Genomic DNA, 12,390 nt, shown 5'->3' with positions numbered 1-12,390 from the left:
GCCGCCACGAGGCCTCCGGCGCGACGATCCGGGCGCCGGGTCGCGCCGGGATCGCGGTGGGGCCGCAGCGGGCGGAGACTCGGCTGAGAGGCGGGCGTGGGCATCATCTCTCCACGAAACCAGATCCCGGGCCCGGGCGCACCGGGAGCGCGGACCGTAGGCTCGGGCCCGTGAACCCCGACCGTCCCGACCCCGCCCCGGCACCCGTCGACCGCACCGGTGTCTCCCCGGTCACCACCGGTCTCGCGCGCGTGCTCGACGACCTCGTCCGCATCCCCGGCACCCGCTATCGCGTCGGTCTGGATCCGGTGATCGGGCTGGTCCCGGTGGTCGGCGACGCGGTCGGCACCGTGTTCGCGGCCGCCGTGTTCGCCGAGGCGGTGCGCAACCGGGTGCCCGTGCGGATCCTGTTCCGGATGGGCTGGAACTACCTGGTGGACGCCGTGCTCGGGCTGATCCCGTTCGTCGGTGACGTCGCCGATGCCGCACACAAGGCCACGTCCAAGAACCTGCGGCTGGTCGACCGCACCATCGCCGACGGCAGACGCGTCGACACCGGGGCGCGCGGCTACCTGCTGAGGGCGATCGGCGCGGTCGGGCTCATGCTGCTGGTCCTGCTGGGGATAGCCGGGCTGGCGCTGTTCGGCGTGGTCTGGCTCATCAGCCGGATCTGACCCGCGCCGGTCCACCTGCGCCGATCTACCCCCGCCTATCTACCCCGAGGTGACGGGCAGGAGGCGACGGACCACGTCGTCGAGGGTGAGGACGCCGCGGACCTCGGAGACGTGGGTGCCCGGGTGCCCGCCGGATTGTTCGACGACGACGAGGTGCGCCCGTGCGTCGCGCATCCGGCGGAACGCCTCCGCGACGGTCAGGTCGTGCTCGAGGGACAGGCTCGACCGCATGAGTTCGCGGGCGGTGGCCGGCCCCTCGACGTCGATGGCGTCCCGCGCGTGCACCACGCCGACGGCGGTGTCGTCCTCGAGGACCAGTAGCCGCAGGTGGCCGGTGCGGCGGGCGGTGTCGCGGATCTCGCCCGGGGTGGCGTCCGCGCCGACGGAGGACATCTCCTCCGGCGAGGCGGGTGTGTCGACCCCGCGCTCCCCGAGCAGGTCGCCCACGGTGAGCTCCTGCAGCTCGAGGGCGCTGAGCAGCTGGCGCTGATGGGTGTCGTCCAGGGTCCCCGCCTCACCGGAGTGCCGCACGAGCTCGCGCAGTGAATCGGCGTCCTGACCGGCGGACACCTCGTCCCTCGACTCGACACCCAGCCGGTGCAGGATGTTGTTCGCCATGGCGTTGAGGGCGACCAGGAGCGGACGGGTGAGCCAGAGGAACGCCCGCATCGGAATAGCCAGCAGGGTGGCCGAGTACTCGGGATGCGTGATCGACCACGACTTGGGGGCCATCTCGCCCACCACGAGGTGCAGGAACGTCACGATGATCAGCGCGAGGATGAACGCGATGACGTCGGCGGTCCACAACGGCAGGCCCCAGCCGGAGAAGACCGGGGTGAGCCAGTGGTGCACGGCGGGCTTGGTGATCGACCCCAGCGCCAGTGCACACAGCGTGATCCCCAGCTGCGCTCCCGCCAGCAGGAGGGTGAGTTCGGAGGCGTTGCGCAGGGCCGCCCGGGCGGCCCTGCTGGTGGCGGCGGCGTCCTCGAGGCGGTGGCGCCGCGCGGAGATGAGGGAGAACTCGACGGCCACGAAGAACGCGGACGCCGCGATGAGCAGGACGGTCGCGGCCAGGACCACCCAGGGATTGCTCATGAGTCCGGACTGGGCCTCGGCGGCCATGAGGGTCGTGGTGGGGGTCATCGTGTGGCCTCCTCGACCACGATATGCAGCTCGGCGGGGACGCGACGCTCGAGACGACGGACCTCGGCCCGCAGGACGCGATCGGCGGAGACCTCCTCGAGGATGTCGGTGTCGGGCAGCGGGATGTCCACCCGGTCGCCGACGTCCGGCAGGTCACCGATCGTCTCGACGACGAGGCCGCCCAGCGTCTCGGCGTCGACCTCGGGCAGGGTGATGTCGAGCAGGCGCTCGACCTCGTCCAGGTGGGTGTCGCCCCCCAGGACCCAGCCCAACCCCTCACTGACCGGGGCGTCCCCGGCGGCCTGCGGGTCGTGCTCGTCGGCGATCTCCCCGACGATCTCCTCCGCCATGTCCTCCATCGTCACGACTCCGGCGAACCCGCCGTACTCGTCGACGACCACGGCCATCTCGGCCTTCTGTTCGCTCAGGCGCGCCGCCACCTCGGGCAACGGCAGGGAGGTGGGCACGACGATCGGGGCCCGCATGACCTCCGACACCAGGGTCAGGGAGGTGTCCCGCTCGTCGTCGCAGATCACCAGCAGGTCGTGCAGGTCGACGATGCCGATGACGTCGTCGGAGTCCTCACCGACCACGGGGTAGCGGGTGTGGCCGGTGGCCATCTTCGACAGCACGTCCGGGACGGCGTCCTCCCCGCGGACCACGTCGGTACGGGACCGCGGGATCATCGCGTGCTCCGCCGGCTGCCCGGGGAAGTCGAGCATCCGGTCCAACAGGCGGCTGAGCTCGGGGGAGAGTTCGCCGGTCTCGCTGGACTCGTGGACGATGTGCTCGAGGTCGCGGGCGGTGGCGGAGTGCTCCTTGTCGTGCACCGGCTCGATGCCGACGGCCTTGAGCAGGGCCTCGGACGCCTTGTCGAACAGCCCGATGAGCCAGCCGAACAGCGCCAGGTAGATGGTGGTCGACCGCGCCAACCAGCGGGCGACGGGTTCGGGTTTGGCTATCGCCAGGTTCTTGGGCACGAGCTCGCCGAAGAGCATCTGCACGACGGTCGAGAACAGCAGGGCCAGGACCGTGCCCACACCGACGCCGATGGCCTGCGGAACGGAGGCCAGGCCGAGTAGTTCGCCCAGTGCCCGCCCGATGAGTGGCTCGGCCACGTAGCCGACGACGAGGGTCGTGACGGTGATGCCCAGCTGCGCGCCGGACAGCATGAACGAGGTCCGCCTGGTGACCCCGAGTACGCGGTCGGCGACGGGATCGCCCTTTTCGGCGGCAGCCCCCATCCGCGAGCGATCAACGGCCATGAAGGCGAATTCCTGCGCCACGAAGTAGCCCGTGAGCGCGGTGATGGCCAGGACGACGACGACGCCGACCAGGAGTGAGAGCGCGATGCTCATCCGGTGTCCCCCCTTCGGTGAAGGGGGCTGATAGATCGGGCCGGGGTGTCGGCTCGGCTCACTGGAGGTGCTCCTGCGCTTCTCGATTACGCCCGGGGCAGATCGCCCGGGCTGATCGGTCCGATTCTCCCGTCTGGGGCACCGATTGTCGACTCCCACCCCTACGGGGCAGCTCGCGCGGCACCGGTTTTGTCCGGCTCGGGGAGCAGGAGTATCACTGACGTACATGACAACTCGGAATGCCGAGGTGGCTCTCGCCGATTCGGACCGCAGGTTCTTCGGCCACCCACTCGGATTGGCGAACCTGTCGGGGATCGAACTGTGGGAGCGGTTCAGTTTCTACGGCATGCAGGGTCTGCTGGCGTACTACATCTACTACGCGGTCGGCGACGGCGGACTCGGCTACTCCCAGGAGATCGCCGCCTCGATCGTCGGCGCGTACGGCGGTCTGGTGTACGCCTCCGCGATCCTGGGCGGCTGGGTCTCGGACCGCCTCCTCGGCGCCGAGAGGACGCTGTTCGGCGCAGCCGTGATGATCATGCTCGGCCACCTGTCCCTGGCGCTCGTACCCGGGGCGATCGGCCTGGGCATCGGCCTCGTTCTGGTCGGTGTCGGTGCGGGAACCCTCAAGGCCACCACCTCCACGGTGGTCGGCGACATGTACCGCCGGACCGACGACCGGCGCGACGCCGCGTTCTCGATCTACTACATGGCGGTCAACATCGGCGGTCTGACGGGCCCGCTGCTCACCGGGGTGCTGTGGGACAACTACGGCTTCCACTGGGGCTTCGGGGCGGCGGCCGCGGGTATGGCAATCGGGCTCATCCAATACGTCGCGATGCGCGGCGCCACCCTCAAGGGCGTCGGCGCTGTCGTCCCCGACCCGCTCCCGCGGCCACAGCGCGTCCGCTACCTGGGGATCGGCGCGGTCGTGGCGGTGCTCGTCGTCGCAGCCATCGCCACCGGCCTCGTGCCGCTGGAGTCACTGGCGGACATCGTCACCGCGATCGCCGTGGTCGGCGCCATCGCGCTGTTCGCCCTCCTCATCACCAGTGCCAAGACGGAGCCGGTCGAGCGCAGCCGGGTGGTCTCGTTCATCCCGATGTTCGTGGCCTCGGTGGCGTTCTGGGCCCTGTTCCAGCAGCAGTTCACGGTGATCGCGATCTATTCCGACCAGCGACTGGACCGCAACCTGGGCGGCTGGGAGATGCCGGCGAGCTGGGTGCAGTCCATCAACCCGCTGTTCATCATCATCTTCGCCGCCGTGTTCGCGACGCTCTGGGTCAAGCTCGGGAACCGTCAGCCCTCGAGCCCGATGAAGTTCGCCCTCGCGAACCTCATCATGGGTATCGCCTACCTGGTGTTCCTGTTCTTCGTGGGCAGTGTGGCGACGCCGCTGCTGGGCATCGTCGGGATCCTGTTCCTGTTCACGATGGCCGAGCTGCTGCTCTCACCGGTCGGGCAGTCCCTGTCCACCAAGCTCGCCCCGGAGGCGTTCAAGACGCAGATGGTCGCGCTGTTCTTCCTCAGCGTCTCGATCGGCAGCGCGTTGTCCGGCGTGCTCGCGGGGTACTACGACCCGACGGACGCCGGCGCCGAGCGCAACTACTTCCTCGTGCTGGGCGTCGCCTCGATCGTCCTGGCCGGGATCATGGCCGCGTTGTCGCCGTGGATCAGGAAGAACATGATGGGCGTGCGCTGACTCCGCCTTCAGACACCACGAGACAAGAAGATCCGCTATCCGGATTCCGGATCGGCTACTCCATTCGGGAGCGCAGATCAGGAATCCGGATAGCGGATTTCGTAGGTCGCGTGGGCTACGTGGGCCGTGTGCGGGGACGTGGGGGGACGTCAGTCGGCGGAGCCGGACTGCCAGACCTCCCACGGCACCGACCAGTCACCGTTCTGCCAGACCCCGAGTTCGGGTCCGCCCGTGCCTTTGACCTCCACGACATCGCCCGTCACGGCCTGGTCGAAGTACCACTTTGCGTCGGTGGGCGACAGGTTGAGGCAGCCGTGCGAGGTGTTGGTGTTCCCCTGTGCCCACATCGACGACTCGAGCGCGTGGAGGTAGATCCCGTCGTTGGTGAGGCGCACACCGTGGTCGACGGTCACCTTGTACCCGGCGGACAACGGCAGGCCGTAGGTCGAGGAGTCCATCACCACGGAACTGGCCTTGTCGAGCACCGTGTAGTTGCCCGGCTGGGTCCAGAAGTGCATCGTCACGTCGCCGTAGGTGGCCCATCCGCCCTTGCCCATGGAGGTCGGCATGACCCTCACGGGTTTCTGGTCGTGGTAGACGGTGACGGTCTTGGTCGCGTCGTCGGCGATCGCCACACGACGCTCGCCGATGGTGAAGTCGGCTTCCGCGCTCGCCCCGCCCCACTGCCCGCCGCCGAGGCTGCGTCCCTCGACGTCCAGCGCGACCTGCACGCGCGTGCCGGGCTCGTAATAGTCGCGGGGTCGCCAGTGCGCGGTCGAGTCGTTGAGCCAGAACCAGTTGCCCTCGACCTCGGGGGTCGTCGTGACCGTCATGTGCTTCTCGGCCTCGTCGCGATCGGCGATCGGCTGGTCGAACCTGGCCGCGACGATGATCCCGACGCCGTACTCACGGTCGGACTCGAGGGCGGCCCCGCCCGTGGTGACGAGGCTGGGCGTGACGACGGCCAGCGGATCGGCCATGGTGAACGTGCGGGTGTCGCTCCGGCTCCCGCCGGCCGCGCCCTCGTACGTGATCTCGAGGGTGTAGGTGCGCCCGTATCCGAGGGTGACGGCCGGCTTCCACTGGGAACCGTCGCGTGAGAGTTCGCCCTCGATCTCCTTGCCGGCATCGTTGGTGAGCACGGCGTCCGTGATGGTCCCGTTCTCCACGGTGGCCCGGACACCGTCCACCACGGCGACCTCCGTGGCGCCGTCGGCCGGGGTCACCTCCAGCGTCGCCGGGGCGGGCGCCTCGGAGGTCGGAGTCGTGGGCGTCGTCTCCCCGGCGGAACCGACGGGCATCGGGATCGTGCACCCGGCGGTGACCAGGAGCAGGGCGAGGAGAGCGGCGAGCAGGCCGAGGGGACCCGGCACCGCCCGAGCAGAGTGGGTTCGAGACCTGGACAGGGACATGCGGTACTCCGAAAGAACGAACGCGGGGCCGCCGGTGAGTCCCGGCTTATGTCCACATGATGCACTCCGGGTCCGACACCGGGCCAATCGCCGGACCGACGGACGCCCGGTTGTTGTGGATTCGTGATCGAACCCGGGAGCCCCCGCTGACGAACACGGAGGCGTACAACGGAAGGATGAGCATCGACAAACCAGTGACCATCATCGGCGGCCACGGCAAGGTCGGCCTCCGCGCCGCCAAAATCCTGTCAGAGGCGGGTGCCGAGGTGTATTCGGTGATCCGCAATCCCGATCACGCCGACGACGTCCGCTCCGCGGGTGCGAACCCTGTCGTCGCGGACGTGGAGACGCTCGACGTCGATGGGCTCCGCGAGATCGTGCGCGGCAGCGGGGCGGTCGTCTGGACCGCCGGCGCCGGCGGCGGGAACCCCGACCGCACCTTCGCCGTGGACCGTGACGCCGCCATCCGCTCGATGGACGCGAGCGCTGCCGAGGAGGTGGGACGCTACGTCATGGTCTCCTACGACGGTGCGGGCCCCGACCACGGCGTCCCGGAGGACGACTCGTTCTTCCCGTACGCGGAGGCCAAGGGCGCCGCGGACGCGCACCTGCGCGACTCGGACCTGGGGTGGACGATCCTCGGGCCGGGGGCGCTGACCGACGAGCCCGGCGGCGAGACCATTGGGGTGGGCGACGACAAGCGCGAGGACCGGTCGACCAGCAGGGACGCGGTGGCCGCCGTCATCGCCGCCGTCCTGCGCCGACCGGACACCGCCGGTCGCACCATCGAATTCTCGGACGGCGACATCCCGATCGGTGAGGCGCTGACGAGGGAGTGACCGGCGGCGTTATTCTCTCCGCGTGAGGATCCTCGTGGGCGGTTCGTGGATCTCGGTGATCTGCGCGCTGCTCACGGCCCTGTGGAGTGTTCCGCAGTTCCTGTTCGAGGGCACGGTCACCCTCAGTTCCCACCCGCTGTTCGTGGTGCTGTTCCTGTTCCCGGCCCAGATCGGCGTCCCGGTGTGTCTGCTGGTGGCGCTCAACTCGCTGTTGATGGCGTTCCGTCGCCAGCTCACCACGAATCCGCGGCGGTTCCTGGCGGGCGGACAGCTCATCACGGTCGTCCTGCTGGGCATCTGCGCAGCCCTCCTGATCTCGCCGACGACGTTCGGCCGCGAGTTCATCGTCATGGCGCTGGCCTTCCAGATCGGCCAGGTGGTCGTGGCGGTGGGGCTGGCCCTGCACCTGCTCCGCCGGCAGCGGCACCAGCGTGAGGCGGACGGCGCACGCGCTCGGTGACGGGCTGACACTATGGACCGCATGCGTGCCATCCATATCTCCAGCCATGACGGACCCGCCGTCCTCGAGGTGGTCGACGTCCCCGAGCCCGACGCGGGTGCGGTGCTGATCGACGTCCACGCCGCCGGGGTGACCTTCCCCGAGGTGCTGCAGACGCGCGGCAAGTACCAGATCTCGCCGCCGCTGCCGTTCGTCCCCGGTTCGGAGGTGGCGGGCGTGGTGCGGTCCGCACCCGACGGCTCGGGATTCGCCGCCGGGGACCGCGTGTGCGCGTTCCCCGGTCTGGGCGGGTTCGCCGAGGTGGTCTCGGCCGATCCCGGTCAGGTGTTCCGTCTCCCGGACAGCCTGTCGTTCACTCAGGGTGCCTCGGTCCCGATGAACGTGCTCACTGTCCACTTCGCGTTGGCGCACCGCGGCCGGCTGCAGGCGGGGGAGACGGTGCTGGTCCACGGCGCGGGCGGCGGGATCGGGATCGCGGCCACCCAGTTCGCGACCGCGATGGGTGCCCGCGTCGTCGCCGTGGCCTCCACGGAGGAGAAGCGGGACCTGGCGCTGAAGGCCGGGGCGAGCGACGCGATCGCGCCCGAGGGCTTCAAGGACGCCGTGAAGGAGCTCACCGGTGGGAAGGGCGTCGACATCGTCGTCGACCCCGTGGGCGGGGACCGGTTCACCGACTCCATCCGGTCCCTCGGTCAGGAGGGGCGGATCCTCGTCATCGGGTTCACCGGCGGCGAGATCCCCACGGTCAAGGTCAACCGCCTGCTGCTGGGCAACAAGAGCGCCGTGGGCGTGGGCTGGGGCGAGTACTGGATGTCCAATCCCGGTTACCTGCAGAAGCAGTGGGCCGAGGTCGAGCCGCTGCTGGCCGCCGGCAAGCTCGACCCGCTGGTGGGCGCCGAGTTCCCCCTGGAGCAGGCCACGGAGGCCCTGGAGCTCATGGACGGCCGCGGCGCGGTGGGCAAGATCGTTCTCACCACCGGTCGCTGAGCTCCCTCTCGTCCCAGATCCCCATCGAGAAGAGCTTTTCGCACACTTCTACTCGGCAGACGCTGGCGAAAAGCTCTTCTCGACGAGAGGGGCGGGTCCGGGAACGACGACGAGGTGCGCTCCCGGCCCGGCGGGCCGAACCGGAAGGCCCCGACCTAGAACGCGCCCTCGGGCATGTGCATGACGTCCACGTCGAGCGCCTCGATGGTGGCCCGCGCGGTGCCGACCTGCGGCAGGTGGGCGCGGGCGAAGAAGTTCGCCACCGTCACCTTGCCGGTGTAGAAGTCGTGGTCGTCGCCGGTCGCCTCCTGCAGCCGGTCCAGCGCCACGCCCGCCTCGCGCAGGAGCATCCAGCCCACCATGAGGTCGCCGACGGCCATGAGCAGCGGGACCGCTCCGAGCCCGATGAGGTAGAGCTTCTCGGGATCCTCCTGGGCGCCCATGAGGTGCTCGGTGAGGGAGCCGACCATCGACTCGACGTCGGCCAGGGCACCGGCCACCCCGGCGCGCGCGGTCTCGAGCTCGGCCGGGCCGGTCTCGGCGGGACCGGCCTCGTCCACGGTGCGGTGGATCTGCGCGGCGACGTGGCCCAGTGCGGTACCGCCGTCGCGGATGATCTTGCGGAAGAAGAAGTCCTGCGCCTGGATCGCGGTGGCGCCCTCGTAGAGGGAGTCGATCTTGGCGTCGCGGATGTACTGCTCGACGGGGTAGTCCTTGAGGTACCCGGAGCCGCCGAAGCACTGGAGCGACTCGGCGAGGCACTGGTAGGACCGCTCGGAGCCCACGCCCTTGACGATCGGCAGGAGCAGGTCGTTGACCGTGTGCGCGAGCTCGGGCCCGGCGCCGGAGACGACCTCCGCGGACACGATGTCCTGGTGGGCGGCGGCGTAGAGGTACACCGCGCGCAGCCCCTCGGCGTACGCCTTCTGCGTGAGCAGCGACCGCCGCACGTCGGGGTGGTGGATGACGGTGACCTTCTTGGCGTCCGGGTTTCCGGCGTCGGCCATGTCGTTGCCCTGGACCCGCTCGCGCGCGAACTCGAGAGCGTTCAGATAGCCCGTGGAGAGGGTCGAGATGGCCTTGGTGCCGACCATCATCCGGGCGGCCTCGATGGTCTTGAACATCTGCTTGATGCCCAGGTGGTCGTCACCGGCGAGGAACCCCACCGCGGGTCGGCCGTGCGCGCCGAACGCCACCTCACAGGTCGCGAAGGCGGCCAGGCGCGTCTTCTTCTCGATGCCGGTGGCGTAGACGCCGTTGCGCTCGCCCGGCGCGGCGGTCTCCGGGTCCGGCATGTACTTGGGGACGAGGAAGTAGCTCAGGCCCTTGGTGCCGGGGCCGGCGCCCTCGGGCCGGGCGAGCACCTGGTGCCAGATGTTCTCGAACAGGTCGCCCGTGTCGGCGCCGGTGATGAACCGTTTGGTGCCCTCGATGTGCCAGGTGCCGTCGGGCTGCTGGATCGCCTTGGTGCGCACGGCGCCCACGTCGGAGCCGACCTCGGCTTCGGTGAGCATCATGGACGAGCCGTGGTTGCGCTCGATGATCTTGGTGGCCCACTTCTTCTGCTGTTCGTTGCCGATCGAGTGCATGATGCCGGCGAACAGCGGCCCGGACAGGTACATGAAGATCGACGGGTTGGCGCCCACGAGATACTCGGTGATCGCCCGGGTCACCAGGCGCGGTGCGGCCACGCCGCCGACGGCCGGGTCCACGCCGACGAGGCCCCAGCCGGCGTCCTGCCAGGGGCGGACGGAGGCCACGTAGTCGGGGTGGAGAGTGACCTCGTGGGTCTCGGGGTCGACGGTGGGCGGGTTGCGGTCGGCGGTGGTGAACGACGCGGCGACCGGTCCCTCGGCGAGCGCGGCGGCCTCCCGCAGCATGGTGCGGACCGTGTCGCCGTCGAGTTCGGTGGCGTCGTCGCGCTCGAGGATCTCGTCGAGTCCGAACACGTCGAACAGGTGGTTCGCACAGGGGGGCGCGTCACGTGCCCACCGTAGAGCACGGCGCCCCGCGGTCGGCGCGATTACGGACTGTAGTCCGGAATGTGGGTGGCGGTGCCGGACCGACTACCCCTGCAGGGCTCGCAACCGTCGCCCCGCCTCGTCGAGCACCTCGGGCCGTTTGCAGAACGCGAACCGCACCAGGTGGGACCACTCCGCCGAGAAGGCGTCGGTGAACGGGGCGAACGGCACCGCCGCCACGCCGATCCGCTCCGGCAACTCCAGGCACCAGGCCGCCGCGTCGGTCACCCCGAGTGGGCGCGGGTCCGCGGTGAGGAAGTACGTGCCCTGTGCGACGACGAGGTGGAACCCGGCACCCGAGAGCGTGTCCACCAACTGGTCCCGCCGAGCCTGCATGTCCTGCCGCAGCGTCGCGATCCATCTCTGCTCGTGACGCAGGGCGTGCGCGACGCCCAGTTGCAGGGGCGAGGCGACGGTGAAGCTCATGTACTGCCGCGCGGTGCGTGCCCCCGCGACCAGGTCCGCGGGGCCGGTGAGCCATCCGATCTTCCACCCGGTGCAGTTGAGCAGCTTGCCGGCGCTCGAGATGCGCAGGGTCCGTTCGGCCATCCCGGGCAGCGTCGCGATCGACACGTGCTCCACCCCGTCGTAGGTGAGGTGGGCGTACACCTCGTCGGAGATGGCGATCGCGTCGAACTCGTGGCACAGCGCGGCGATCTGTTCGAGGTCCTCGCGCGGCAGGACGGCCCCGGTGGGATTGTGGGGCGAGTTCACCAGCACGGCCCGCGTCCGCGGGGAGAACGCGTCCCGTAACGAGTCCACGTCGAGTCGGAATTCGCCGCCCGAGCGCACCATCCTCGCGGCGCGACGGGTGGCGCCGGCCATCGCCACCGTGGCCGCGTAGGAGTCGTAATACGGTTCGATCACGACCACCTCGTCGTCGTACTCCACCAGGCCCACCACCGCGGCGGCGATCGCCTCGGTCGCGCCGACCGTCACCACCACCTCGGTGTCCGGGTCGTGCACCAGGCCGGTGTGGGCGGTCTCGTGGTCGGCGGCGGCCCGGCGCAGTTCCGGGGTGCCGGTGCCCGGCGGGTACTGGTTGTGGCCCTCCCGCATGGCGCGCGTGGCCGCCTCGATCATCGACTCCGGTCCGTCCGTGTCGGGGAAGCCCTGGCCCAGGTTGATGGCGTCGAACCGCGTGGCCAGCTGCGAGACCTCGGAGAAGATCGTCGTGGCGTGGGGTCGGAGTCTGCGGACCGTCATACGGGCAGCCTAGGTGTTCGGCCCACGGTGTTCGGCACACGCAAGACGGGTGGCGCCGACCGATACCATGGGCGTCATGACCGAGCCCCTCGCCGCCACGTCCGCCTCGACCGGTGGAGCCGCCGCCGTCGGGCCGTGCACCCAGCGCCGCGCGGTGCTGGCCGCCCTGCCCGGGATCATCCTGCTGCCGGGCATCGCCTCGGCCTGTGGCATGACCGAGCCCGCGCAGCCCCCGTCGACGGTGCAGCAGACCACCACGGTCCCCGCGACCACCATCGCCGCCGCCGAGATCCCGCCGGGCACGGCCAAGCAGTTCAGGGCCGGCGAGGCCACGGTGATCGTCGCGCAGCCCGTCGAGGGCGAGTTCGTCGCCTACTCGGCGCGCTGCACCCACCAGGGCGGGGTGGTCCAGGTGATCGAGGGCATGACCCTGCGCTGCCCGCTCCACGGCGCCGAATACGACGCCACCGACGGCCGCAATACCCTCGCCCCGGCCCCGCGCCCGCTCGACGCGATCCCGGTGACGGAGTCCGGCGGGCAGCTCACCCTCGGCTGACGCCCGCTGCCGCCCGCGCCCGCCGACCCGCC

General features: G+C 70.2%; 11 protein-coding genes. 6 read left to right on the top strand and 5 right to left on the bottom strand.

Translation table 11 applies throughout. The features are described from left to right. Positions 1–170: 170 nt before the first annotated feature. Positions 171–674, top strand: coding sequence for a DUF4112 domain-containing protein (locus G6023_RS16125; RefSeq protein WP_182634060.1), 504 nt, complete (start codon positions 171–173; stop codon positions 672–674). A gap of 39 nt (positions 675–713) precedes the next feature. On the opposite strand, the gene G6023_RS03125 is transcribed toward G6023_RS16125, so the two are convergent. Together G6023_RS03125 and G6023_RS03120 are read right to left on the bottom strand one after the other, a co-directional pair. Further along, entirely contained in the window at positions 714–1,817 is a 1,104-nt protein-coding gene (locus G6023_RS03125) for a hemolysin family protein (RefSeq protein WP_227022199.1), read from the bottom strand. Continuing rightward, a complete protein-coding gene (locus tag G6023_RS03120) occupies positions 1,814–3,175 on the bottom strand; it encodes a hemolysin family protein (RefSeq protein ID WP_069390358.1) in 1,362 nt (453 codons plus the stop codon). Before G6023_RS03120 ends, G6023_RS03125 begins: the two co-directional genes overlap by 4 nt. A 226-nt stretch (positions 3,176–3,401) precedes the next feature. On the opposite strand from G6023_RS03120, the gene G6023_RS03115 reads away from it, so the two are divergent. Next, positions 3,402–4,877 (top strand): peptide MFS transporter, encoded by a 1,476-nt coding sequence (locus G6023_RS03115; RefSeq protein ID WP_067719028.1) that lies wholly within the window; start codon positions 3,402–3,404, stop codon positions 4,875–4,877. Between the two features lie 149 nt (positions 4,878–5,026). Here the strand turns inward: G6023_RS03115 and G6023_RS03110 are convergent, their stop codons facing one another. Continuing rightward, positions 5,027–6,289, bottom strand: a complete 1,263-nt coding sequence (locus G6023_RS03110; RefSeq protein WP_067719031.1) for a L,D-transpeptidase — start codon at positions 6,287–6,289, stop codon at positions 5,027–5,029. A gap of 176 nt (positions 6,290–6,465) precedes the next feature. On the opposite strand from G6023_RS03110, the gene G6023_RS03105 reads away from it, so the two are divergent. Genes G6023_RS03105 through G6023_RS03095 form a run of 3 tightly spaced genes read left to right on the top strand, consistent with a single transcriptional unit; the run spans position 6,466 to position 8,575 of the window. After that, the gene (locus tag G6023_RS03105) at positions 6,466–7,128 is read left to right on the top strand and encodes an SDR family oxidoreductase (RefSeq protein WP_182634059.1); all 663 of its coding nucleotides are present in this window, start codon (positions 6,466–6,468) and stop codon (positions 7,126–7,128) included. A gap of 22 nt (positions 7,129–7,150) precedes the next feature. Next, positions 7,151–7,588, top strand: a complete 438-nt coding sequence (locus tag G6023_RS03100; protein WP_119192559.1) for a hypothetical protein — start codon at positions 7,151–7,153, stop codon at positions 7,586–7,588. A 21-nt stretch (positions 7,589–7,609) separates the two neighbouring features. Continuing rightward, positions 7,610–8,575, top strand: coding sequence for an NADPH:quinone oxidoreductase family protein (locus G6023_RS03095; protein ID WP_182634058.1), 966 nt, complete (start codon positions 7,610–7,612; stop codon positions 8,573–8,575). 155 nt (positions 8,576–8,730) lie between these two features. Here G6023_RS03095 and G6023_RS03090 read toward each other — a convergent pair whose 3' ends face one another. Together G6023_RS03090 and G6023_RS03085 are read right to left on the bottom strand one after the other, a co-directional pair. After that, positions 8,731–10,533 carry an acyl-CoA dehydrogenase family protein gene (locus G6023_RS03090; protein WP_241727645.1) on the bottom strand — a complete coding sequence of 601 codons (1,803 nt, stop codon included), beginning with the start codon at positions 10,531–10,533 and terminating at the stop codon, positions 8,731–8,733. 108 nt (positions 10,534–10,641) lie between these two features. Beyond that, positions 10,642–11,802 carry a pyridoxal phosphate-dependent aminotransferase gene (locus tag G6023_RS03085; RefSeq protein WP_182634057.1) on the bottom strand — a complete coding sequence of 387 codons (1,161 nt, stop codon included), beginning with the start codon at positions 11,800–11,802 and terminating at the stop codon, positions 10,642–10,644. Between the two features lie 76 nt (positions 11,803–11,878). Here G6023_RS03085 and G6023_RS03080 point away from each other — a divergent pair, with 76 nt between their 5' ends. Then, positions 11,879–12,358 (top strand): Rieske (2Fe-2S) protein, encoded by a 480-nt coding sequence (locus tag G6023_RS03080; protein WP_241727644.1) that lies wholly within the window; start codon positions 11,879–11,881, stop codon positions 12,356–12,358. Positions 12,359–12,390: the final 32 nt, after the last annotated feature.

Source organism: Dietzia sp. DQ11-71, from assembly GCF_014144995.1.
In the GTDB taxonomy this organism is placed as follows: Bacteria; Actinomycetota; Actinomycetes; order Mycobacteriales; family Mycobacteriaceae; genus Dietzia; species Dietzia kunjamensis.
The sequence above is the reverse complement of the archived record's forward strand: the minus strand, read 5'-3'. Positions and strand labels throughout refer to the sequence as shown.

Coding starts and splice junctions, on each gene's coding strand:
- G6023_RS03095 (WP_182634058.1), top strand. CDS start 7,610: ATGCGTGCCATCCATATCTCCAGCCATGACGGACCCGCCGTCCTCGAG.
- G6023_RS03115 (WP_067719028.1), top strand. CDS start 3,402: ATGACAACTCGGAATGCCGAGGTGGCTCTCGCCGATTCGGACCGCAGG.
- G6023_RS03120 (WP_069390358.1), bottom strand. CDS start 3,175: ATGAGCATCGCGCTCTCACTCCTGGTCGGCGTCGTCGTCGTCCTGGCC.
- G6023_RS03080 (WP_241727644.1), top strand. CDS start 11,879: ATGACCGAGCCCCTCGCCGCCACGTCCGCCTCGACCGGTGGAGCCGCC.
- G6023_RS03085 (WP_182634057.1), bottom strand. CDS start 11,802: ATGACGGTCCGCAGACTCCGACCCCACGCCACGACGATCTTCTCCGAG.
- G6023_RS03125 (WP_227022199.1), bottom strand. CDS start 1,817: ATGACCCCCACCACGACCCTCATGGCCGCCGAGGCCCAGTCCGGACTC.
- G6023_RS03110 (WP_067719031.1), bottom strand. CDS start 6,289: ATGTCCCTGTCCAGGTCTCGAACCCACTCTGCTCGGGCGGTGCCGGGT.
- G6023_RS03105 (WP_182634059.1), top strand. CDS start 6,466: ATGAGCATCGACAAACCAGTGACCATCATCGGCGGCCACGGCAAGGTC.